The organism is Corallococcus sp. AB045 (genome assembly GCF_003668895.1).
In the GTDB taxonomy this organism is placed as follows: domain Bacteria; phylum Myxococcota; class Myxococcia; order Myxococcales; family Myxococcaceae; genus Corallococcus; species Corallococcus coralloides.
The window spans coordinates 1-23,599 of sequence record NZ_RAWN01000080.1 but is presented as its reverse complement, the minus strand read 5'-3'; the positions used below and the strand labels follow the sequence as shown (position 1 = coordinate 23,599).

15 protein-coding genes are annotated in these 23,599 nt (G+C 70.8%); 13 read left to right on the top strand and 2 right to left on the bottom strand.

From position 1 onward, the window contains the following. Window positions 1-84 precede the first annotated feature (84 nt). The 7 genes from D7Y21_RS20180 (at window position 85) to D7Y21_RS20150 (ending at window position 14,573) form a co-directional block, all read left to right on the top strand. A complete protein-coding gene (locus D7Y21_RS20180; protein ID WP_014393311.1) occupies window positions 85-555 on the top strand; it encodes a response regulator in 471 nt (156 codons plus the stop codon). 121 nt (window positions 556-676) lie between these two features. Further along, window positions 677-4,492: a bifunctional serine/threonine-protein kinase/formylglycine-generating enzyme family protein gene (locus D7Y21_RS20175; protein ID WP_121715123.1), complete on the top strand. Its 3,816-nt coding sequence runs from the start codon at window positions 677-679 to the stop codon at window positions 4,490-4,492. 187 nt (window positions 4,493-4,679) lie between these two features. Next, on the top strand, window positions 4,680-5,645 hold the full coding sequence (locus D7Y21_RS20170; RefSeq protein ID WP_121715121.1) for an ADYC domain-containing protein: 966 nt from the start codon (window positions 4,680-4,682) through the stop codon (window positions 5,643-5,645). Window positions 5,646-5,902: 257 nt separating this feature from the next. Next, a complete protein-coding gene (locus tag D7Y21_RS20165) occupies window positions 5,903-7,768 on the top strand; it encodes a hypothetical protein (protein ID WP_121715119.1) in 1,866 nt (621 codons plus the stop codon). 247 nt (window positions 7,769-8,015) lie between these two features. Beyond that, on the top strand, window positions 8,016-9,308 hold the full coding sequence (locus D7Y21_RS20160; RefSeq protein ID WP_121715117.1) for an efflux RND transporter periplasmic adaptor subunit: 1,293 nt from the start codon (window positions 8,016-8,018) through the stop codon (window positions 9,306-9,308). A gap of 45 nt (window positions 9,309-9,353) precedes the next feature. Then, window positions 9,354-12,539, top strand: a complete 3,186-nt coding sequence (locus D7Y21_RS20155; RefSeq protein WP_121715115.1) for an efflux RND transporter permease subunit — start codon at window positions 9,354-9,356, stop codon at window positions 12,537-12,539. 72 nt (window positions 12,540-12,611) lie between these two features. After that, window positions 12,612-14,573 carry a 4-alpha-glucanotransferase gene (locus tag D7Y21_RS20150; protein ID WP_199735461.1) on the top strand — a complete coding sequence of 654 codons (1,962 nt, stop codon included), beginning with the start codon at window positions 12,612-12,614 and terminating at the stop codon, window positions 14,571-14,573. Between the two features lie 75 nt (window positions 14,574-14,648). Here D7Y21_RS20150 and D7Y21_RS20145 read toward each other — a convergent pair whose 3' ends face one another. Beyond that, the gene (locus D7Y21_RS20145; RefSeq protein WP_121715113.1) at window positions 14,649-15,764 is read right to left on the bottom strand and encodes a putative glycolipid-binding domain-containing protein; all 1,116 of its coding nucleotides are present in this window, start codon (window positions 15,762-15,764) and stop codon (window positions 14,649-14,651) included. 49 nt (window positions 15,765-15,813) lie between these two features. Between D7Y21_RS20145 and D7Y21_RS20140 the strand changes: the two genes are divergently transcribed. Both D7Y21_RS20140 and D7Y21_RS20135 read left to right on the top strand, forming a co-directional pair. Further along, window positions 15,814-16,689: an AraC family transcriptional regulator gene (locus tag D7Y21_RS20140; protein WP_158619222.1), complete on the top strand. Its 876-nt coding sequence runs from the start codon at window positions 15,814-15,816 to the stop codon at window positions 16,687-16,689. A gap of 126 nt (window positions 16,690-16,815) precedes the next feature. Further along, complete coding sequence (locus tag D7Y21_RS20135) at window positions 16,816-17,223, top strand: hypothetical protein (protein ID WP_120562511.1); 408 nt, start codon at window positions 16,816-16,818, stop codon at window positions 17,221-17,223. Between the two features lie 15 nt (window positions 17,224-17,238). On the opposite strand, the gene D7Y21_RS20130 is transcribed toward D7Y21_RS20135, so the two are convergent. Further along, the gene (locus D7Y21_RS20130) at window positions 17,239-17,913 is read right to left on the bottom strand and encodes a hypothetical protein (RefSeq protein ID WP_233612211.1); all 675 of its coding nucleotides are present in this window, start codon (window positions 17,911-17,913) and stop codon (window positions 17,239-17,241) included. A gap of 147 nt (window positions 17,914-18,060) precedes the next feature. Here D7Y21_RS20130 and D7Y21_RS20125 point away from each other — a divergent pair, with 147 nt between their 5' ends. The 4 genes from D7Y21_RS20125 to D7Y21_RS20110 all read left to right on the top strand — a co-directional run bounded on the left by D7Y21_RS20125 (window position 18,061) and on the right by D7Y21_RS20110 (window position 23,356). Beyond that, window positions 18,061-19,356, top strand: coding sequence for a pyridoxal phosphate-dependent aminotransferase (locus D7Y21_RS20125; RefSeq protein ID WP_121715109.1), 1,296 nt, complete (start codon window positions 18,061-18,063; stop codon window positions 19,354-19,356). Window positions 19,357-19,424: 68 nt separating this feature from the next. Next, window positions 19,425-20,711: an NTP/NDP exchange transporter gene (locus D7Y21_RS20120; protein WP_121715107.1), complete on the top strand. Its 1,287-nt coding sequence runs from the start codon at window positions 19,425-19,427 to the stop codon at window positions 20,709-20,711. Then, complete coding sequence (locus D7Y21_RS20115) at window positions 20,708-21,871, top strand: NAD-dependent epimerase/dehydratase family protein (protein WP_121715105.1); 1,164 nt, start codon at window positions 20,708-20,710, stop codon at window positions 21,869-21,871. Before D7Y21_RS20120 ends, D7Y21_RS20115 begins: the two co-directional genes overlap by 4 nt. A 153-nt stretch (window positions 21,872-22,024) precedes the next feature. Continuing rightward, a complete protein-coding gene (locus tag D7Y21_RS20110) occupies window positions 22,025-23,356 on the top strand; it encodes an NAD(P)/FAD-dependent oxidoreductase (protein ID WP_121715103.1) in 1,332 nt (443 codons plus the stop codon). Window positions 23,357-23,599: the final 243 nt, after the last annotated feature.

The following is a 23,599-nucleotide window of genomic DNA, read 5'->3' as shown; positions in this document are numbered from 1 at the left end:
GGGAAATCTTGCGAGAACGGGCGCTTTTCGGTGGACGTGTTTAGATTCACTCCGCCCCTCCCCTGCATGCGAGGCCTCTGCTCCATGAAGAACGCGGTCCTGACATCTCCAGAGGGTGAGCCAACCGCGAGCGGTGGGCCCGCTCCCGTGAACTCCGCCAAGCAGCGCGTCCTCGTCGTCGACGACTTCGACGACGCCCGCGAGATGTACGCCGAATACCTGGAATTCTGCGGGTTTGAGGTGGACACCGCGAAGAACGGCCTGGAGGCCGTGGAGAAGGCCCAGGAGGGGGAGCCGGACATCATCCTCATGGACCTGTCCCTCCCCGTCATGGATGGCTGGGAGGCGACGCGGCGCATCAAGCAGGACACCCGCACCCGCGACATCCCCGTGATGGCCCTCACCGGCCACGTGCTCGCCGGCAACGCCGAGCACGCCCTGTCCGTGGGCGCTGACGAGTTCGTCGCCAAGCCCTGCCTGCCCCAGGACTTGGAGAACAAGATCCGCAACATGCTCAAACCCAGCAAGGCGAAGCCCCGCTCGGGTCAGGAGTAACCCCAGGCTCCGCCCCGCAGTGTCCATGGGTGGACACTCGGGTGCGGCACCCTGCGCCGGGACGGGCTCTCCCGCAGGCCCCCCGGTTGACCCCTGGACGCGGGAAACGTAGGCAACCCTGGTGGGCTCTCCCGCCTCGTCCTCTTCACCCGACGCGTGGACTCCTCCCGAGGAGTTCGACGAATACCGCATCGTGCGGCCGCTCGGACGGGGACGCACGGGCCGGGTGTACCTGGCGCACGACACGCTCCTGGAGCGCCCCGTCGCGGTGAAGTTCATCCCGTCGCTGGGCTCCAACGCGCTGGCGCGCTTCCTGGTGGAGGCCCGCGCCGCCGCCCGCATCCAGCACCCCAACGTCGTCACCCTGTACCGGGTGGGACAGCTGGAGGATCAGCCCTACCTCATCTCGGAGTTCATCCGGGGCGTCAGCCTGGACCGGCTGGCCCGGCCCGTGCCCTGGGAGCGCGCGCTGGGCATCGGGCGGGACCTGGCCCGCGGCCTGGGCGCCGCGCACCGCCGGGGCGTGCTCCACCGCGACATCAAGCCCGGCAACGCCGTCCTCACGGAGAGCGGCGAGGTGAAGCTGCTCGACTTCGGCCTGGCCAAGCTGCTCGACCGCGCCGAAGCCAGTGAGCCCACCCCTCCGCGCGCGCCCCTGCCGCCGCCGGAGCTGCCCGCGGACTGGGATCCGGAGTCCAGCCCCGCCCTGGGCGCCCGCTCGCTGGACGGAGTCTTCCTGCCGTCCCTGCCGCGCGGCGCGCTGGTGGGCACGCCCTACTACATGTCCCCGGAGGCCTGGGCCGGCGAGGAGCTCACCGCGCGCAGTGACGTGTACTCGCTGGGCGTCGTGCTCTACGAGCTGTGCGCGGGCAAAGGCCCCTTCCGCGACGTGCCCTGGCGCGAGCTGTCCGAGGCCGTGCGCACCCGCGACGTGCGCCCCCTTCAGGAGGTGGCCCAGTCGGTGGACCCCGGCTTCGCCGCCGCCATCGACAAGTGCCTGAAGCGAGACCCCGCCCAGCGCCACGCGTCCGCCGCGCAGCTGCTCGACGCGCTGGAGGCGCTGACGCGCGAGGAGCTTCCGGCCGTCATTCCGGAGGGCAATCCCTACCGTGGCCTCCGGGCCTTCGAAGCCGAGCACCGCGGCCTCTTCTTCGGCCGCCGCCGCGAGCAGCGCGCCGTGCTGGAGCGGCTGAAGGCGGAGGCCTTCCTGCTGATGACGGGCGACTCCGGCGTGGGCAAGTCGTCCCTGTGCCTCGCGGGCATCCTCCCCGCCGTGGCGGACGGCGCGCTGGAGGACGGCCGGCGCTGGCGCACCGCGCGGCTCGTGCCCGGGCGCAGGCCCGTGTCCGCGCTGGCCGTGGCGCTCGCGCCGGTGCTGGAGGTGGAAGAGGAGCCGCTCGCGGAGACGCTGCGCCAGGACCCCGCGTCGCTCGGCCGCAGGCTGCGCGCGAAGCTGGGCACGCAGGGCGGGCTGCTCGTCTACATGGACCAGCTGGAGGAGCTGGTGACGCTGTCCCCGCCGGAGGAGGCCGCGCTCGCGGGCGCCGCGCTGGGGTCGCTCACGGAGGCGGCCGGCGGACTGCGGCTGCTCGCCACCGGCCGCAGCGACTTCCTCACCCGCCTCACCGCCGTGCCCGGCCTGGGCCCGGAGGTGCCGCACGCGCTGTACCTCCTGCGCGCGCTCACGCCGGAGGAGACGCGTGAGGCCATCGTCGGTCCCGCGCGCGTGAAGGGCGTGAGCTTCGAATCCGAGACCGTGGTGGACGCGCTCGTCGCCTCCACGGCGGCCTCCGACGGCGGCCTGCCGCTGCTCCAGTTCGCGCTGGCGGAGCTGTGGGACGCTCGCGACGAGTCCCGCGGCGTGATGACCCAGGCGGCGCTGGACTCGCTGGGCGGTGTGTCCGGCGCGCTCGCCCGGCATGCCGACGCCGCGGTGGCCCGCCTGCTGCCCGACCAGCGCTCGGCGGCGCGTGGGGTGATGCTGCGCCTGGTGACGGCGGACGGCACCCGCGCGCGCAAGACGGACCGTGAGCTGGTGGGCGATGACCCCCGCTACCGCGCGGCGCTGGAGGCCCTGGTGCGCGCGCGCCTGCTCGTGGCGCGTGAAGGCGAGGGCGGCACCGCGTACGAGCTGGCCCATGAAGCACTCCTCACCGGGTGGGCCACGCTGGCGCGCTGGCTGGTGGAGGCGGGCGAGCGCCGCGAGGTGCAGGCCCGCCTGGAGGCCGCCGCCGCGCAGTGGGAGCGCCTGGGCCATGCGCGCGAGTCGCTGTGGGGCCCGCGCCAGCTGGCGGAGACGGAGCTCCTGGAGTCGTCCGAGCTCACCCAGCGCGAGCAGTCCTTCCTCAGCACCTCGCGCCGCACCGGCGTGCGCAGCCGGCGCCTGAAGGTGGGCCTGGCGCTGGGCTTCCTCGTGTCGCTGGGGCTCGTGTACGCGGGCCTCCAGTGGCGCGAGCGCCGCATCCTCGACGTGCGCGTGCATGGCGAGCTGGCCTCGGCCGGGTCGGAGCTGGAGGCCGTGCGCCGCGAACGCGACGCGCTCCAGGCCGAGCGCGCGGAGGCCTTCCAGCTCTACGACACCGGCCACAAGGCGGACGGGGACCGGAGCTGGGCGAAGGTGGCGGGGCACGCCGGACAGCTGTCCCACCACTTCGACGCCGTGGCGGACCGGCTGGAGCGCGCGCTGGCGCTGGCCCCCACTCGCACCGATGTGCGCGACGCGCTGGCGGACTTCCTCTACGAGCGCGCCCTGTGGGCCGAAAGCGAGCGCGAGCCCGTGCTGCCAGCGCTGCTCCAGCGCCTGCGCCTCTACGACCCCGACGGCGTTCGCTGGAGCCGCTGGAACACGCCCGCGCACCTGTCCCTCCAGGTGGACGCGCCCGGTGCCTCCGCGGAGCTGCGCCCCGTGTCGCGCGAGGCCACGGGGCCAGAGGTCGCCGGCGAGCCCCTGCCTTCCCCGGGCGCGCTCCCCTGGACCGGCCTCACCGTGGCTCCGGGGACCTACCAGCTCACCGTGCGCGCCCCGGGCCACGAGGCGTCGGTGCAGCCGCTGCTCCTGACGCGCGGGGAGTCGCGGAGCGTCGTCCTGCCGCTCGTCCGCGCGGGTTCGCTCCCGCCAGGGTTCGTGTACGTGCCCCCGGGTGACGTGCGCTTCGGCAGCGCCGCCGAGTCCAGCGTGCGCGACTTCTTCAACGCCACCCCGCTGCACACCGTGCCCGTGCAGGGCTTCCTCATCGCCCGCCACGAGACGACGTACGCGGACTGGCTCCAATACCTGGCGGCCTTGCCCGCGGAGGAGCGCGCCTCGCGCCTGCCCCGCGTGGGCACGGGCGGCTACGCCGGAGGCCTGGCGCTGGAGCCGGACGGCAATGGCTGGCGCCTGCGCTTCCAACCCGGCGGCGTGCGGTACACGGCGCGGACGGGCGAGCCCATCCGGTACGCCCGGCGCTCGCAGCGCACGGAGCAGGACTGGCGCCAGTTCCCCGTCAGCGGCATCAACTTCGCGGACGCGGAGGCCTACGTGACGTGGCTGTCCACGTCTGGCCGGGTGCCGGGGGCCCGGCTGTGCTCGGAGCTGGAGTGGGAGCGCGCCGCGCGCGGTGTGGACGGCCGCGAGTACCCCCACGGCAACCGCCTGGGCCCGGACGAGGCCAACGTGGACGTCACCTACGGCAAGGACCCGGGCGGCTTTGGCCCGGACGTCGTGGGCAGCCACCCCGCGTCCCGCAGCCCCTTCGGCGCGGACGACATGGCCGGCAACGTCTGGGAGTGGACGCGCTCGTGGCTGGAGCCCGGCCGCCCGGTGGCCCGGGGCGGCAGCTTCACCTTCAACGTGACGAGCGCGCGGTCCTCCAACCGGGAGCTGCCGGAGGCCTCACTGCGCGACGTCACGGTGGGCCTGCGCGTCTGCGCGGACGCGCCCGTGTCCGGCGGCTGAGCACCACCGGACACTGGAACCCCCCGGGAACCGCTGGCATCACCCTGGGGTCTCCTCCAATTGGAAGCCACTGGACGCTGCAAGTGCCCGGACGGGCCTCGTGTGGTTGCCGCTCCCGCCCACCGGACTGACCTTGTGCCCTGTAACGCGGTGCGGGTCGGGGTCGGGGCAGGGAAGGGGCATCCAGATGAGGACGTTGCAGCGAGTGGTCGCGGCGTGTTTCGCCGTCGTGGCGGTGGGCTGTGGCACGGAATCGTCGGAGCCCGAGGCTCCCTCCCTGCGCACGCAGGTGGCGGAGGTCGTCTCTCCCAATGGGCGCAACCTCAATGGACGCAACCTCAACGGCCGCAACCTGAACAACAGCGAGCTGGGCGGCATGCTGGTGTCCGTGGCGTACGCGGGCGCCACCTCCGCCTCCGGCAAGACGCTGACCAATGTGCGGCTGCAGGGCACCGCCTTCGTCGGCCTGGACGGCCCCAACCCCGTGACGGGCACGGGCTTCACCGGTGCACGCTTCGTCGGCAAGCTGGGGGACGGCTCCACCCTGCCCGTGCGCGTGGACGGCATCACCCAGGGCAGCGGCGGCGACAGCGACTTGTGGTCCTACCAGGTCTCCTACCAGGGCTCGGACGGCAACTGGCGCGCCGTGTGCCAGGACGCGAACGGTGGGGCGCTCCCCGCCATCGCCGTGGCCGGCCGCTGGAACTACCTCCAGGGCGTGGCGGGTGGCGGCGAGAAGATTGAGGACGCCACCGCCTTCACCTTCGCCTGCGAGGGCGCCGCCATCGCGAAGTGCATGCACTTCGGTTACAAGCCCTGGGTCACCGTCAACGGCCAGAGCCTCGCGGGCCACCACCAGGCCTGCACCCGCATGGTGCGCGCGGACTTCTGCGGCGACGGCGCGTCGCACACCACCGATGGCCAGTGGGTCAACCTCTACGACGGCGTGGGCATCCAGGCCGACTCCGAGTCCTGGAGCTTGGAGGCCGAGTGGAACGAGGCCGGCGCGCGCTGCTTCACCTCGGAGACCCGCGCCCACGAGCCCGTGACGTGCTCGGGTTTCAACCCCATCCCCGACTGCGGCAGCACCAGCCACTTCCAGTCCGGCACCCGCCTCATCAGCGAGGCGCCCTCCGGGGTCAGCGGGTTGTAGCCTCATCGGCTACAGCAATCCCAGACTTGTAACTGAATAGGTTACAAAATCTGGAAGTCGATAAAAGTCAGTGTTTCATGTTATGAGAACGCTCCATTCGCCTCCGTGTCGCAAGGACCGGAGGGGCATGGGGCGTTTTCCGCATTCACGGAGGGGGACGGGACCGGTGTGTCCGGGGTTCCGTGCACGGTGAGGGGGAGGGTGCCCCATCGCGAGCCTGTCGTCGCGGTATCCCCGTCGTGAGTGGAGCACACCCCATGAAGCCTGAGCTGTCCCTGCTGTGGAAGCATTCCCGGAAGCGTCTGCCGTTCGCGCTCCTGGCCTCGTCGCTGGCGGTGGGCTGTGGTCAGCCCGTCCCGGAGACTCCCGCGCCTTCCGCGCCCCAGGCGGACTCCTCCGCCCAGGCCGTGGACCCGTCCGGCAACCTGGAGGTGGCGCTCGGTACGACCCTGCAGGCCCTGGAGGGGGACGAGGCGCGTCCGGTGGTGGAGTCCCTGTTCGCGATTCCCCAGGGCGCGGCCAGCAAGAGCACGGCCACGGTGTTCCAGCTGAAGCTGGACTCGAGGCGCACGGAGAACGAGGCGTTCCGCGGTGGGACGCTGACGATGGCGGACGGCGCGCAGCAGCTGACGTTCCGCGACAACGGCCAGGGTGGCGACGCGGTGGCGGGCGACCTGCTCTTCACGGCCTCCGGCACGTTCGACTTCGTGGCGCTCCAGGCGGAGCAGCAGCGCATTGCCCAGGCGCAATCCCAGTCGCCCACGCAGCTGACCACGGCCGTGTTCGAGAACCGCCAGCTGGTGCGCACCGTGCCGGTGACGGCGCTGAGCACGCAGTTCCCGGTGGGCCAGCCCGTGCCCATCCAGCCCATTGGCCTGGCATCGCTGGTGGACCCGGCGCGCTCGCTCATCATCCGCGCGCCCGCTGTCGTGAACGACACGACGCGCACGTATGACCCGTGCACCGGCGTGGGCAACCCGACCGGCAAGTGGACGTTCAACTACCTGATGACGGAGATGGCCAACCAGCCCTTCACGGGCGTGGCCCCCTCCACCTTCGTGCGCGAGTGGCTGCGGCAGTGGGAGCAGCCGCGCACCATCAACGGCTTCGTGAATCCGCCGCGCACGTCCATCGCGGGGAACCTCATCGGCCCCTGGCCGAAGCTGGCCTCCGGTGAGCTGAACCTGGCGAGATCGCCGTTCAAGCTCATCGCCATCGTGAACCGGCTGGACCTGGCCGGCAGCAACCCGGCCTACGGCGCTGGCAGCGCGGGCGAGGGGCGCTTCATCTTCGCGGCCACCACGGGCACGGGGTCGAGCTGCTACACGGTGCCCTTCCTGGTCATCCTGGAGTACGGGGTGGACAAGAACGGCTGCGCGGCCATCAAGACCTACGCGCAGCAGTGGCAGGCCCTGTCCGGGCTGCCGCTGGGCAGCGCGTCGTACAACGCGGCGCTGGAGGCCCTGACGGAGCAGTTCGCCAAGCGCGACCTGTCCCCGCGCAAGCCCAACCGCAGCTCCATCAACCAGGTGCGCACCAACGACGACTGGCTGGCCAGCCCCTGGGAGCTGCGTGAGTTCCGTCTCTGGAACGGCTCCATCAACCCGAACTCCTACTCCACCACGCCGCCGCCGGTGCTGGGGCTGCTCAACAGCCACACCGTGGCCCAGACGCCGGACCGCACCCGGCAGACGACGCTGTTCCCGGCCTACGTGAACGCCAACACAGGGCCCATCATCGCGGGCACGTACTCCGTCCCGCTGCCGTGGGCCGGCGGCACCTTCCGCTCGGGCCGCGCCGTCGTGACGAACCCCGTGGCCACCCCGCCGTTCTGGAGCCAGCCGGCGTCCGTCATCCCCAACCGTCAGGCGCGGCACGTCTTCTCGCTCAACACCTGCGACGGCTGCCACGGTGACGAGCTGGGCACGAACTTCACCCACGTGAGCTGGACCGGCGCGCTGTCGCCGTTCCTCAGCGGCGCGCTCACCGTGCCGGACCGCGCGGACGGCACGCCCGTGCGCACCTTCAACGAGGTGCTGGCGCGCCAGACGTTCCTGGACCAGATGGCCAACCAGAGCTGCCTCACCACGGCGTTCGTGACCGCCGCGCCGAGCGTCCACTGAGCCTCGCCCGGATGTGAAAAAGCGGCCTCCGTCCCTTCGCTTGGGACGGAGGCCGTCGTCTTTCCAGGCGACGTTCGCATGCCTCCCCGCCTGTCAGGGGGACGGGCCGGGCGTGTTCTCCAGGTTCACGGCCGGTGGTGGCACGACTTCCCCGGCCGGGGAGGCGGCACCACGTTTACCCGGCCCCGGGGACGCCCCCGGGTGGAACTCCAGGGCCAATGGCCCCTGGGGGCCGGGGAGGCAGGCCGTGGAACGCACCGAAGAGACAGCGGGTCTTCGAGCCCGGCGCACGGGTTCACGGTGGGGAGCCGTGCTGGCCGGCGTCTGGCTGGCTGGCGCCTGCGGACAGCGCTCCGAGGAGGCCGCCGCGCCCACCGCGCCCACGGTGGTGTCGCTGGGGCCGGAGAACGTGGTGCGCGTGGAGCCCCTGAAGCTGGAGAACGGGCCCGTCATCTCCGGAACGCTCCAGGCGCGGCGGCTGGCCAGCGTCCGCGCGGAGGTAGGGGGCAGCATCCTGGACGTGATGGCGGACCAGGGCCAGACGGTGAAGGAGGGTCAGCTGCTGGCGCGCGTGGAGGAACACACGCTGCGCGAGCAGGTGCTGGCGGCCAGCTCCAGCCTGCGCGTGGCGCGCAATGCCTTGCAGGTGGCGAAGGCGGATGAGCAGCGCAATCAAACCCTGGTCAAGCAGGGCGTCATCACCCGCCGCGACTTCGAACGCACGCAGCTCACGCGGACGCAGGCGGAGGGACAGCTGGCGGAGGCGCAGGCGCGGCTGAAGCTGGCGCAGGACCAACTGGCGCGCACGAAGGTGGCCGCGCCCTTCACGGGCGTGGTGAGCGAGCGGCAGGTGAACGCGGGCGACATCGTCCAGCCGGGCGCGCCCCTCTTCGTCGTGGTGGACCCCGCGACGCTGCGGCTGGAGGCCTCCGTGCCCGCGGCGCAGCTGGGCCAGGTGAAGGTGGGCACGCCCGTGGACTTCCGCGTGAACGGCTACGAGGGCCGCGCCTTCAAGGGTGAGGTGGAGCGCATCAACCCGGCGGTGGATCCCGCCACGGGCCAGGTGCGCATCTACGTGGGCATCCCCAACAACGAGCAGACGCTCCTGTCCGGCCTGTTCGCGCTGGGGCGCGTGGCGTCCCAGTCGAAGGAGGCGCTGGCCGTGCCGGTGGACGCGCTGGACACGCGCCAGGAGCCGCCCACCGTGCAGCGCATCTCCGACGGCAAGGTGGAGCAGGTGGCGGTGATGACTGGCCTGCGGGATGACGTGGCGCAGACCGTGGAGGTGCGCTCGGGGTTGAAGGCCGGGGACGTGGTGCTGCTCGGCTCCGCGCGCGATTTGACCAACGGCACGCCCGTGAAGCTCACCGCCGCGCCGGAAGGGCCGAAGAAGCAGCGGCCGGCGTCTCCTCCGGAAGCCCAGCAGGGCGTGGGCGGCGCGGGCAGCGCGTCCGGCGGCAGTGGCCCGGGACAGGCTCCGGTGAAGGCTCCGGCGGCGGCTGGGGTTCCCACGCCTCCGGCCCAGGCACCCGCGAAGTAGCGCCAGGCGTCTCCACTTCTTGAAGAAGCACCGCAGGAGTCGTCCGTGTTCATCTCCGACTTCGCCATCAAGCGCCCCATCATCACCATCACGGCGATGGTGGCGCTCGTCGTGTTCGGCATCGTGGCGCTCATCAACCTGGAGACGGACGAATTCCCGGACGTTCAGCAGCCGGTCATCAACGTCACCATCGCGTACCCAGGGGCCTCACCGGACACGGTGGAGCGCGAAATCGTGGAGCCCATCGAGGACGCCATCTTCGCCATCTCCGGCGTGGACGGGAAGAAGACGACGTCCAGCTCCACGGACAGCCTGGCGAACTTCACGGTCTTCTTCGACTTCGAGAAGGACATCCAGGAGGCGTCCCAGGACATCCGCGACGCCATCTCCAGCAAGCGCGCGGACCTGCCGCAGGAGATGGAGGAGCCCATCCTCACGCGCTTCGACCCGGCGGACCAACCCATCGTGTCGCTGGTGCTGACCTCGGACGCGCTGGACGTGCCCGCGCTGTCGCTCATCGCGGACCCCATGGTGGTGGGCGACTTGCGCTCGGTACCGGGCGTGGCGCAGGCCACGGTGGTGGGCGGCGTGGACCGGGAGATGACGGTGCAGGTGCGGCCCGCGGCGCTCCAGGCGGCGGGCCTGTCGGTGGCGCAGGTGGTGGCGGCGCTCCAGGCGCAGAACCTGGCGGCGCCGGTGGGGCGGCTCAACACCGAATTGCAGGAGCGCACCATCCGGCTCAAGGGCCGGCTGGAGACGCCGGAGGACTTCGCGCAGGTGCCCATCGCGGAGCGCAACGGGCGCACGCTGCGGCTGGGCGAAGTGGCGGATGTGTTCGCCGGCACCGAGGAGCCGCGCACCCTGTCGCTCTACAACGGCGCGCAGGCGGTGGGCATCGAGGTCATCAAGTCCAAGGGCCACAGCACCACGGAGGTCGCGGACGGCGTGCGCGAGCGCGTGAAGACGCTCCAGCAGCGGCTGCCCGCCAACGCGAAGCTGGAAATCGTCCGCGATGCGGGCACGCGCGTGGAGAACTCCGTCATCAACGTGCAGCAGGCGCTGATTGAAGGCGCGCTGCTCACGGTGCTGGTGGTGTTCCTGTTCCTCAACTCATGGCGCTCCACGGTGATTACGGGCCTGGCGCTGCCCGTGTCCGTGCTGGCGTCGTTCGTGAGCGTGTGGGCGTTTGGCTTCACGCTCAACACGATGTCGCTCTTGGGCCTGACGCTGGCCATCGGCATCCTCATCGACGACGCCATCGTGGTGCGCGAGAACATCGTGCGGCACGTGGAGATGGGGAAGGACCACTACACGGCGTCGCGCGAGGGCACGAACGAGATTGGCCTCGCGGTGGCGGCGACGACGTTCTCCATCGTGGCGGTGTTCGTCCCGGTGGCGTTCATGTACGGCGTGGCGGGGCAGTGGTTCAAACCGTTCGCGCTCACCATCGCGTGCTCGGTGCTGGTGTCGCTGTTCGTGAGCTTCTCGCTGGACCCCATGCTCAGCGCGTACTGGCCCGACCCGCAGGTGGAGAAGGGCGAGCGGCGCAACTTCATCTCGCGGGGGCTGGAGCGCTTCAACCACTGGTTCGACCGGCAGGCGGACCGCTACAAGGGCGTCATCGCGTGGGCGCTGGACCACCGGCTCGCGATGGTGCTGCTGGCGGTGGGCTCGCTGGTGGGCGCGGTGGCGCTGCAGGGCGTCTTCGGCGGCGCGGGCTTCGTGCCGGTGAGCGACCGCGCGGAGATTGAGATGCTGGTGGAGACGCCCGCGGGCTCCAGCCTGGACTACACGCGGCGCAAGGTGGAGGAGGTGTCCCGCCTCACGCGCCAGCACCCGGAGGTCGCGTACACGTACACGACCATTGGTGTGCCGCTGCCGCTGCGCTCGCCGGGCGTGGACCAGGCGCTGGTGTACGTGCGGCTCAAGCCGAAGACGGAGCGCAAGGCGAGCCAGGAGGTGCTGGGCAAGACGCTGCGTCAGGAGTTGCTCGCGGTGGGCGGCGCCAACGTGTCGGTGTTCACCAGCGGCTTTGGCGGGGCCATCAAGTCCATCCAGTTGGAGCTGCGCGGGCCGGAGTCCAAGGGGCTCAACCAGCTGGCGCAGCAGGTGATGAAGGAGGTGAAGCAGGTGCCGGGCGCGGTGGACGTGGGGCTGTCCACGCGCGGCGAGAAGCCGGAGCTGGAGGTGGAGCTGAACCGCGGCGTCGCGGGCCAGCTCAACGTGACGGTGGGGCAGGTGGCGCAGTCCTTGCGGCCGGCCTTCGCGGGCCTGGACTCCGGCGACTGGGTGGACCCCATTGGCGAGACGCGCGACGTAATGGTGCGCCTGGCGCCCCAGTTCCGGGAGAACCCGTCGCAGCTGTCGCAGCTGCCACTGGTGGTGGGCACCAGCCCCACGGGCGCGCCGGTGACGGTGCCGCTGGGGCAGGTGGCGACGGTGAAGCAGACCGTGGGCCCGGCGCAGATCGACCACCTGAACCGCGAGAAGGTCATCAACGTGCAGGCGAACGTGGCGGGGCGGTCGCTGTCGGAGGTGATGAACGGAATCCAGACGCGGCTCGAGGCGGTGAAGGTGCCTCCGGGCTACGAGGTGTCCACGGGCGGCGAGTCCGCGGATCAACAGGAGGTGTTCGGCCGGGTGTTCCTGGCGCTGGGCGTGGCGGTGATGCTGATGTACCTCATCCTCGTCATCCAGTTCGGCTCGTTCATCGACCCACTGGCCATCCTGGTGTCGCTGCCGCTGTCGTTGATTGGCGTGGTGCTGGCGCTGGTGGTGACAGGGGACACGCTGAACATCATGAGCCTCATCGGCGTCATCCTGCTGATGGGCATCGTCGCGAAGAACGCCATCCTGCTCATCGACTTCGCCAAGTGGCAGCACGAGAAGGGCATGCCCTTGCGCGAGGCTTTGATTGAAGCGGGGCGCATCCGCCTGCGGCCCATCATCATGACCACCTTCGCGCTCATCGCGGGCATGGTGCCGGTGGCGCTGGGACACGGTGAGGGTGGCGACTTCCGGGCGCCGCTGGGCCGTGCGGTGATTGGCGGCGTCATCACGTCCACGCTGCTCACGCTGCTGGTGATCCCGACGGTGTACGAAATCCTGACGGACGGTCGCGCGTGGATGACGGGGAAGCTGCGCCGGGTGTTCAAGGCGCGTGGGCAGGCGCACGGGCCTGCGCACGGCGGCGGTGAGCCTCGGCCCCAGCCTCAGGCCCGGCAGGACTGACGCGAAGAAGATGATTCCGTCACCCTCAAGGAACGGTTGGCGCATCGCGCGGAGGGCCATAGGGTCGGGAGTGTGGAGCTCCTGTCCCCGCTGCCTGATTCGCACCGCTCGCTCATCACCGAAGCCCTGGACGCACTGGGTGTCACCCGCTGGGTCCTGAGCATCCATGACCCCAGCTTCCCGGGCCTCCCCGGAGAGGACCTGGGGCGGGGCTCGCCGTACTCCGAGGGCGCCGCGCGCTTCCTCGCCTTCGCCCGGGACCTGGGCTTCACCGGCATCCAGCTGGGGCCGCAGGGGCAGACCACCGCGTACAACCCGTCGCCGTATGACGGCACGTTGTTCTCGCGCAACACGCTGAACGTGGCGCTCGCGCCGCTCACGGATCCGCACGGCCCGTGGGGGGCGCTGCTGTCGCCTGACACCCTGGCGCGGCTGGTCTCCGAAGTGCCCGAGGACGGGGGGCCAGAGGTCCGGTACTCCTCTGCGTGCCGGGGCCAGGCGCAGGCGCTCCAGGAGGCTTGGGACACGTTCCGCCGTGAGCGGGACCGCGTGGATGCTCCCGCGTCCATCCTCGCGCTGGTCCGCCGCTTCGCGGACTTCCGCATGGAGAACCGGGAGTGGCTGGAACGGGATGCGCTCTTCGACGTGCTCGCCGCCCGGCATCACACGCCGGAGGACTGGCGCGGTTGGGCGGATTCGCTGGATGGGCGCCTGTTCGCGCCGCGTGCCGGCGAAGTGATGCAGGCGGAGGCGCGCATCCGGGAGTTGCTCACCGTCGAAGCCGAGGCGGTGGAGCAGTACGCCTTCCGCCAGTTCCTCGTGTACGAGCAGCATGGGTTTCTGCGGGAGCGTGCGGGGGCGTGGGGGCTCAAGCTATACGGGGACCTCCAGATTGGTTTCTCGCCTCGGGACACGTGGGCGCGGCAGGGGCTGTTCCTGGGGGCGTACCTCATGGGGGCTCCGCCCAGCCGCACCAACCCGGAGGGCCAGCCGTGGAACTACCCGGTGCTGGATCCGGAGCAGTACGTCGCTGCGGACGGCTCGGGCCCCGGGCCGGTGCTGAGCTACATGGACGCGCGGCTGGGCAAGATGCTCTCCGAGTACGACGGCCTGCGCATCGACCATCCGCACGGGCTCGTGTGTCCGTGGGTGTACCGCGCGGGCTCGGCGGATCCGCTGCGCGCGGTGCAGGGTGGGGCGCGTCTGTTCTCCTCGCCGGACCTGCCGGATCACCCGGCGCTGGCGCCGTATTCCATCGTGGCTCCGGAGCAACTGGACCGCTCGGTGCCTCGCTACGCGGATGGATGGGTGACGGGGCTCACGGAGGAGCAGGTGGCCCGGTACGCCATCCTCTTCGACTCCGTGGTGCGCACGGCGCGGGCGCACGGCCGGGCCCGCGAGGACGTGCTGTGCGAGGTGCTGAGCACGCTGCCGTATGAGCTGTCACGGGTGATGGCCCGCGATGGCCTGGGCCGCTTCCGCGTCACGCAGAAGGCGGACCTGAACAACCCGGCGGATGTGTACCGCAGCGAGAACGTGGCCCCCGAGGACTGGGTGATGGTGGGCAACCACGACACGAAGTCACTCTGGCGGCTCGTCTCCGAATGGCAGTGGAAGCACGCGCTGCGCGCCCAGGCGGACTACCTCGCGGAGCGTCTGCATCCTGAACCAGAGGGGCGTGAGGCCTTCGCGCGTGAGCTGGCGCAGGATCCGGGGCTGCTCGCGCAGGCGAAGTTCGCGGACCTGTTCGCCAGCCGTGCGCGCAGCGTGATGGTGTTCTTCGCGGACCTGCTGGGCATGCCGGACACGTACAACGCGCCGGGCTCCGTGGACGCGCGCAACTGGTCGCTGCGCATCCCGACGGACTGGGCCGAGCACTACCAGCAGCGGTTGCGCGTGGGGGCCGCGCTCAACCTGCCGCAGGTGCTCGCCATGGCGCTGCGCGCGGGGGGCGCCGAGGCACGGGCCCGCCACGCGGAGTTGCTGACCCGACTGGACGGCGCCGCGGCCCGACTGCGAAGCGGCGTGCTGTGAGTCGCGCCCGGCGAGAGCGTGCGGCACGAACCTGTCCGACAGTCGGACAGGTTTTGGACGCCTGTGGCTGGGGGCTCAGTCGATGCGCCGCATGTCGAAGCGTGACTGGAGCTTCCACTGCCCATCCGCTTCCTGGATCTGCCCGAGCCAGGTGAAGCGGTCCGCGCTGATGTCGGAGAAGCTCCAGCGGATGGGCTTCCCGTGGTGCTCGCCCAGCAGGACGAGCCGGTCCCCATCCCGTCCTCCAGACAGCCGGTTGATGGCGCCACCCGTGGGACTGAACCAGGTGATCTGCCACTTGCCTCCAGCCTGGTCGAACGAGCGCACCGTGGTGCCGTAGCGCCTGTTCGCCCCGGGAGCTGACTGCGCGGGCGCGTGCCGCGACGGCACGATGAACACGTCCTGCAGGGCCCGTCCCTCCAGCACCCAGTGGAACCACCACTCGCCCTGGCTCTGGCGGATGCTCCCGTCCGGGTCATGGTCCTGGATGGTTCCGGCCCAGCCTCCCACCAACCACCCGAAGGTGGCCGCCGCGTCGCCCAGCTCGCTCGAAGGGCCTGGGCTCACCAGTGCCTCCACGAACGCCTGCGCCGGGGACACGGGGGCGGCGGGCCCTTCCGCGAGCCTGCGCCAGATGCCGGCGTATTCGATGGGCAGCCCGTCCGTGTCCACGTCCAGCATGGCGTTGAAGCCGCTCTCCAGGCTCTCGTAGCGGTAGCGCGTGGGGCCCGCGCGTGTGTAGCCCTGCCGCGCTGGCACGACCTCCAGCGCGGGAAACCTCACCCACGCCGCGCGGATCTCCGCGCTGGCGCCTTCGCCCAACCGCAGCCGGTTGATGGGCAGCGCATTGGTGGAGGGGCTCAAGCCCAGGTCCACGTCCGTGCAGCCCTTCAGCTCCTCCGCGACCCGGCCGTCCTTCCTCCAGTGGCCCTCCCCGTCATGCTCCAACGTGAGCGTCCGGTGCTCGCCGCGCCACGATTGCGTCACGCTCACCCGGCGCGTGCGCCACGCACTGTCACAGACGACCGAATACTCCGCCCTCAGCGGCGCACCCTGCTCCGCGACGAGGATCAATCCGGAGAACTCAGTGCCCTCCTGGCCTCGCCGCACGCGTGCATGCTCGAATCCCAGTTCATCCATCACGCGCCGCCAGATGAGCTCCCGCGTGACTGCCGTTGCCTCCGTTGCCATGATTCGGTCACCCCGTTGAAATTGCGGGGGCAGGATGGAAGGACGGACCGTGGCCGACTTGGGGAAAGTGGACCTGACCACGGTGCGCCGGCTGGCCTCCGGGGACGGATGGCGCGTGAGTGAGATCCTCTGCCGCTCCGGTCCGGAGGACCCCGTCTTCGAGGAGCAGCACACCTGGGTGTCCATCTCCGCCGTCCTGTCGGGCTGCTTCACCTACCGCTCCCGGAACGGACGCGTGCTGCTGACGCCCGGCTCGCTGCTGCTCGGGGAACAGCACACGTCCTTCTGCTGCGGGCACGAGCACGGCGTGGGTGACCGCTGCATCGCCTTCCACTTCAAGCCCGAGCTCATGGAAGAGGTGGCCAGGGACCTGTCCGGGGTAACTCGCACGGATTTCCCCAAGCACAGGCTGCCGCCCCTCCAACGGCTCGCGCCGCTCATCGCGGACGTCCAGGCGCTGGCCGAGCAGCCTGGCTCGCGCGGCGCGGAGGAACTGGCGCTGCGGATGGCGGGCGCGGCGCTGAGTGGCATCCACGGAGGGACAGCCCGGCCTGTCACCGCCACCGAGGAGCGCCGCATGGCGGAAGCGCTCCGGCTGATGGAGGCCGGGCTCGTGGAGCCCCTTTCCCTGAGCGTGCTCGCGCAAGAGCTGGGCATGGGTCGCCACCATTTCCTGCGCACCTTCCGCAAGGTGGTGGGAGAGAGCCCCTACAGCTACATCCTGGGCCGTCGCCTGACACTCGCCGCTGAACGCTTGCGGACGGACGGTGAGCGCATCGCGGACGTCGCCTTCACGTGTGGCTTTGGCGACCTGTCTGAATTCATCCGCCGCTTCCGCACCCGCTTCGGTGTCACGCCTTCGGCCTGGCGTGCCCGTGCTCGACCCGGGTCAGCCAAGACAGACGTCGCGCACGACCCGACCTGAGCGGTCGCTGTCACCCTCAGGGGGCTTCACTTCACACAGAGCGGGTCTCCTCAGTCTCCTTGGAAATCACCGTTCTCGGTGCTATCGGGTCTGCGCAATTCTTGATCTGTGTGAGGCAGGGACCGCGTGGCGAATCATCGTGAGTGGGAGTTCGGAGCGCATCGCGCGTTCTTCGAGGAGCCGGACCTGTTGGTGATGAAGTTCAACGGGCCCTCGAAGCTGGAGGACTCGAAGAAGGTGCTGGAAATCTGTCAGGAGGTGTCGAAGAACGGGCCGGTGTTCGTCATCTCCGACGTGTCGACCTCCAGCATCGAGAAGGACTCGCGCGAGCTGCTGGTGGCGCAGGCGAAGGCCGAGTGGTTTCGCGGCCACGTCTACCTGGGCACGGGCCCGCTCCAGCGCGCGGGCGCCAAGGCGCTGATGCTCGCCCTGTACTTCACCGGCAAGTGGACGGTGGACGTGGACTTCGCGGACTCGGAGAAGGACGCGCGCGACCTCATCGCGAAGAAGCGCGCCCAGCCTCCCAGGAAGTAGCCGCCTCCCGCCGCCTCAGTGCTGGACGTCCAGCACGAGGCGCGTGGGGTTCGTCAGCTCCAGCACGCGGAACGGGGCGCGGCGCGCGGTGCCCAGCACCCACGTCACCTCGCCCTCGAAGTCGCACACGCGCTCCAGCTGAAGCAGGGACGGCAGCGCGGGCTTGAGCGTGCGCTGCGCCACCGTGGCCTGCCCCTGGTCGTCGTGCGCCCTCGCCAGCGTGAAGCGCACCTCCAGCGCGGCCTCTCCCGGCAGCGTCACGTCATCGCCGGAGCCGCACTGCTGCACCGGCGTCTTCACGTACCCCAGCTGGTAGCCCGGCAGGCGCGGCCCGTCGAACTCGAACACCGTGCGGTCGTAGTCCGCGTGCGTCCCCGTGCGCACCGAGCGCAGCGTGATGGCCGGGGGCTCGCCGCGCGGCTTCTGCACTGTCGCCGTGGCCCACGCCGCGTCCCCGGAGTCCGACGTGGCTTCCGCCGGGGACGCCGGCTTGCCCGCGTCTGCCTTCACGTCCAGCACCTGGTGCACCACCGGGGCGGTGGCGGCCGGGCCCTCGCGCGGCACGGTCTTGGTGGGCGGGGACGCGGCCGGTACGTCCATGGGGACGGTCTGGGGCTCCTGCTTCTGGCAGCCCTGGCCCAGCAGTCCCAACGCCACTCCCACCACGTACAACCCCTGTCGCAGGCGCATCCGGTTCCTCCCGTCAAACCCCGTCAGCCGGGGACATCCCGAGTCCTCGCACACCGCGTTCCCCAGGACCATGGAAGATGCGCCTTCCCAGCGCCGTTGCGTATAGGGTCCGCCCGGCCCCCCTCGCGCACTGGAGAGTTCCGCACCATGGCCCTCGACCTGACCTCCCTCCCGCGTCCCTCTCCCGACGACACCACCGTGGGCTCCATGGTGCGTGGGCTCGTGGGCAGTGAAATCCTCCGCATCGCCGCGGAGATTCGCGAGCTCGTGGCCAAGGGCAACAAGGTGTGCAACCTCACCGTGGGGGACTTCAGCCCGAAGGAGTTCCCCGTCCCGGACGGCCTGCGCGACCAGATTGGCACCGCGCTCCAGGCCGGTGAGACGAACTACCCGCCGTCCGACGGCGTGCTGGAGCTGCGCCAGGCCGTGCAGCGCTTCTACGAGCGCTCCCTGGGGCTGAAGTACCCGCTGGAGGGCATCGTCATCGCGGGCGGCGCGCGGCCCGTCATCTACGCCACCTACCGCGCGGTGCTCGACCCGGGGGACGTCGTCGTCTACCCGGTGCCGTCGTGGAACAACAACCACTACGCCCACATGCTGGGCGCGAAGAGCGTGGTCGTGACCACGGACGCGGCGGCGGGCTTCATGCCCACGCTGGCGCAGCTGGAGCCGCACCTGTCGTCCGCGCGCCTGCTGTGCCTGTGCAGCCCGCTCAACCCCACCGGCACCATGCTGGATCCGGAGGCCCTGCGCGCCATCTGCCAGCGCATCGTCGAGGAGAACCGCGCGCGCGAGGGCCGCGGCCAGAAGCCTCTCATCCTGATGTACGACCACATCTACTGGGTGCTGACCTTCGGCAAGAAGCACGTCACGCCCGTGGAGCTGGTGCCGGAGATGGCGCCGTACACGGTGTTCGTGGATGGCATCAGCAAGGCCTTCGCCGCCACCGGCGTGCGCGTGGGCTGGGGCGTGGGCGCGCCCACCCTCATCTCCCGCATGCGCGACGTGCTGGGCCACGTGGGCGCCTGGGCCCCCAAGGCCGAACAGGTCGCCACCGCGCGCTACCTGGACGACGTCCCCGCCACCGAGTCCTTCCTGACGACGATGCGCCAGCGCGTCGACCAGCGCCTGGAGGCCCTCTACAAGGGCTTCCAGCGCATGAAGGACGCGGGCCTGCCGGTGGACGCCATCGCGCCGCAGGGCGCCATCTACCTCACCGTGCGCTTCGACGTGGTGGGCAAGGACGGCCTCGCCACCAACGACGCCATCCGCAAGCGCCTCCTGGAGAAGGCCCGCTTCGCCATGGTGCCCTTCCAGGCGTTCGGCCTGGCGGAGGACACCGGCTGGTTCCGCCTCTCCGTGGGCGCCACCTCCGTCGCCGAAATCGAGGAGGCGATGCCTCGTGTGGAGGCCACCGTGCGTGAAATCCTCATGGCCCGGTAGCCACTTTCCTCCACAGGCTGGCAGGCAGGGAATAGCCTGCCAGCCGTGGCGTTGAGGGCGCCGCCATCATGCTCAAGCGTTTCGTGGACGTCCGTGACGAGGAGGTGGGGGCGGTCCGCGGGGCGTTCGTCTACTTCTTCACGCTGATGTGCGGCTACGCCATCCTGCGGCCCATCCGCAACGAGATGGGGACCGCCGGGGACGTGAAGCACCTGCCCTGGCTCTTCACCGTCACCTTCCTCGTGATGCTGCTGGCGGTGCCGGTCTTCTCCGCGCTGGTGGCGCGCTACCCCCGGCGGGTGGTGGTGCCGCGCGTCTACCGCTTCTTCCTCGTCAACCTGCTGGTCTTCTTCGCGCTGCTCAAATGGGGCGTGGCGAAGGAGTCCGTGGCGCGCGCCTTCTATGTCTGGCTGAGCGTCTACAACCTGTTCGTCGTCTCCATCTTCTGGAGCTTCATGGCGGACGTGTTCGCCAGCGACCAGGGCAAGCGGCTCTTCGGCTTCATCGCCGCGGGCGGCACCACGGGGATGATTGTCGGCCCGTTCCTGGTGGGCAGACTTGCGGAGCCGGTGGGGCCGGTGAACCTCATCCTCGTGTCCGCGGTGATGCTGGAGGTGAGCGCGCAGTGCGTGCGCCGCCTGGGCCACTGGGCCAGGGACGTGCAGCATCAGCCCGCCACGCGCGAGGGGCCGGTGGGCGGCGGGATGCTCGCGGGCCTGAGGCTCCTGGTGACGTCGCCGTTCCTGCTCGCGCTGGGGATGCAGGTGCTGCTGTACGCGGCGACCTCTACGTTCCTGTACTACCAGGAGGTGCAGCTGGTCGCGTCCCTGGCGAAGGACGCGGCGTCGCGCACGGCGGCGTTCGCGGACATCGACTTCTGGGTGCAGGTGCTGACGCTGGCCATCCAGACGCTCGTCACCGGGCGGGTCATCTCCCGTCTGGGATTGGGCGTGGCCATGGCGGTGGCGCCAGTGCTCACGCTGGTGGGCTTTGGCGTGCTTGCGTTCGCGCCGGTGCTGGCGGTGCTCATCGCCGTGAAGTCGCTGCGGGGCGCGAGTCATTACGCGCTGGAGCGCCCGTCGCGCGAAATCCTGTTCACCACGGTGGACCGCGAGGCCCGCTACAAGTCCAAGAGCTTCATCGACACGGTGGTGTACCGCGGCAGTGACACGCTGAGCGCGTGGCTGCAGGGCGGGCTCACCGCGTTGGGCCTGGGCATGACGGGCCTGTCGCTGGCGGCCGTGCCCGTGGCCGCGCTGTGGCTCGCGGTGGCCCTGTTCCTGGCGCGTCAGCAACGCACGCGCGCCGCTGAAACCCTTCCGCAGACAACCCTTCCTGGAGGAACCACGGCATGAAGCTGACCCGAAGAGGCGTGATTCAAGCAGCGGCCGCGCTGGGCGCGGTCCAGGTGTTGGGCTGTGCGTCGTCCCCCAAGGCGGGCCCAGGCTCGGCGACCGGTGACGACAACGCCCCGGGCAAGCCCCTGAACATCCTCATCCTGGGAGGCACCCGGTTCCTGGGCCCCGCGCTGGTGCAGGTGGCGCAGGCGCGCGGCCACACGCTCACGCTCTTCAACCGCGGCAAGTCCAACCCGGGCCTGTTCCCGGACGTGGAGAAGCTCCAGGGCGACCGCGACCCCAACAAGGGCGAAGGCCTGAAGGCGCTGGCGGGCCGCAAGTGGGACGCGGTCATCGACACGTCCGGCTACGTGCCGCGCATCGTGAAGGCGTCCGCGGAGCTGCTCGCGCCCAACGTGGAGCAGTACGTCTTCATCTCCAGCATCTCCGTCTACAAGGAGATGACGAAGCAGAACCTCAACGAGTCCGACGCGGTGGGCACCATCCCCGACGAGACCACGGAGGAGGTGGGCGAGACGAGCTACGGCCCGCTCAAGGCGCTCTGTGAGAAGGCCGCGGAGACGGCGCTGCCCGGCCGCACGCTCAACATCCGCCCCGGCCTCATCGTGGGCCCGGATGACGGCTCCGACCGCTTCACCTACTGGCCGCTGCGCGTGGCGAAGGGCGGCGAGGTGCTGGCCCCCGGCGACGGCGAGGACCCGGTGCAGGTCATCGACGCGCGCGACCTGGCCGCGTTCATCATCCGGAACGTGGAGCGCCGCAGCACGGGCATCTTCAACGTCACCGGCCCGGTCCAGCCCATGATGATGAAGGGTATGCTGGAGACCCTCCGTGAGGCGACCGGGAGCGACGCGCGCTTCACCTGGGTGGACACCGCGTTCCTGGATCAGCAGAAGGTGACGGCCTTCGGGGACATGCCCGCGTGGGTGCCGCGCACCGGACCGGAGGGCGGCATCGGCGCGGTGAGCATCACCAAGGCCACGCAGGCGGGGCTCGTCACCCGGTCGCTGGCGGACACCGTGCGCGACACGCTGACCTGGTTCCACGCGCTGCCGGCGGACCGCCAAGAGAAGCTGCGCGCGGGCCTGTCCGCCGAGCGTGAGAAGGAAGTGCTCGCGGCCTGGCACCAGGCGAAGGGCACCGCCAAGGCGGGCTGATCCGCCGCAGGCTGACCCGGGTGCCCGGCCGTGGAGCGGCCGGGCGTCCATCCCTGAGCCGCCGGGCAGGCGAGGGGCATGCGGTGCTGGCCGGGCGCGTCATGCGTCCGCACCTTTTCCGCCATGGAACGCGACCGGGACAGCAGGCATCACGTGGTCATCGTGGGGGCGGGCTTCGGCGGGCTCGAGGCCGCGAAGGCCCTGGGCAAGGCGGACAACGTGCGGGTGACGGTGGTGGACCGCTACAACCACCACCTCTTCCAGCCGCTGCTGTACCAGGTGGCGACGTCGGTGCTGAACACCGCGGACATCTCCGCGCCCATCCGCAGCGTGCTGCACTCGCGCAACACGGAGGTGCTGCTCGCGGACGCGAAGTCGGTGGACGCGCGCCGCAAGGTGCTCGTCGTGGAGGGCGGGGAGATTCCCTACGACTCGCTGGTGGTGGCCACGGGCGCGTCGCACTCGTACTTCAAGCACCCGGAGTGGGCGGACGTGGCGCCGGGCCTGAAGACGCTGGACGACGCGGTGCGCATCCGCGAGCGCATCCTGACGGCCTTCGAGGCCGCGGAGCGCGAGCCCGACCCGGCGCGCCAGCGCGAGTGGATGACCTTCGTCATCATCGGCGCGGGGCCCACGGGCGTGGAGCTGGCGGGGGCGCTCGCGTACATGACGCGGCACTCGCTGCCGAAGGACTTCCGGCGCATCGACACGCGCCAGGCGCGCGTCGTCCTGCTGGAGGGCCTGCCGCGCGTGCTGAGTGCCTACCCGGAGGAACTGTCGGAGGCGGCGAAGCGCGACCTGGAGAAGCTGCACGTCGAGGTGCGCACCGGGGCCCTGGTGACGGACCTCGACGCGGAGGGCGTCACGTTCGGTGACGAGCGCATCGCCACGCGCACGGTGCTGTGGGGCGCGGGGGTGGCGGCGTCGCCGCTGGTGCGCTCGCTGGAGGTGCCGCTGGACCGCGCGGGGCGGGTGAAGGTGACGCCGCTGCTCACGGCGCCGGGCCTGGATGACGTGTATGTGATTGGCGACGTGGCGGCGGCGGAGCAGCGCGGCAAGCCCGTGCCGGGCATCGCGCCGGCGGCGATGCAGATGGGGCGGCACGTGGCGAAGACGATCCGCGACCGTCTGGCGAACAAGCCGCTGCGTGCGTTCCGCTACCACGACAAGGGCAGCTTCGCGGTGATTGGCCGCGGCTACGCGGTGGGCCTGCTCTACGACAAGTGGCGCATGAAGGGGCTGCCCGCGTGGTGCGTCTGGGCGGGCGTGCACATCGCCTACCTGATCGGCTTCCGCAACCGCCTCTTCGTGATGCTGAACTGGGGCTACACGTTCTTCACCCAGGGGGGCCGGAACATGCGGCTCATCACCCACAACGTGTCCAAGCGCATGCCCGCCCTGGCTCCGCCCCGTCAGGCGCCCGCCCTGCCTCCTCCTCCCGCGCGTCCGGAGCTCCCGGCGTCGCAGCCCGCGCCGGTGCACTGAGGCAAGAAGACCTGGGACGTGGTGCGCAAGTCGCCCCGGTGCCTGCTGGCGCCGGGGCGATTTCCGTTTTGATCGGACCCATCGTTTCTTCTGGCCGCGCTCATTGGCCCCCTGGTGGGGAAGCGGGCGTGACGGAGCGGGACAGGGGGGCCCTGGCCATGTCAGCCTGCCGCGATAGGGAAGGGTAGGGACGCGCACGGTGGGGGGCCCGACCCCGCGGGTGGGCGCCCCGCCGTGCGCGTC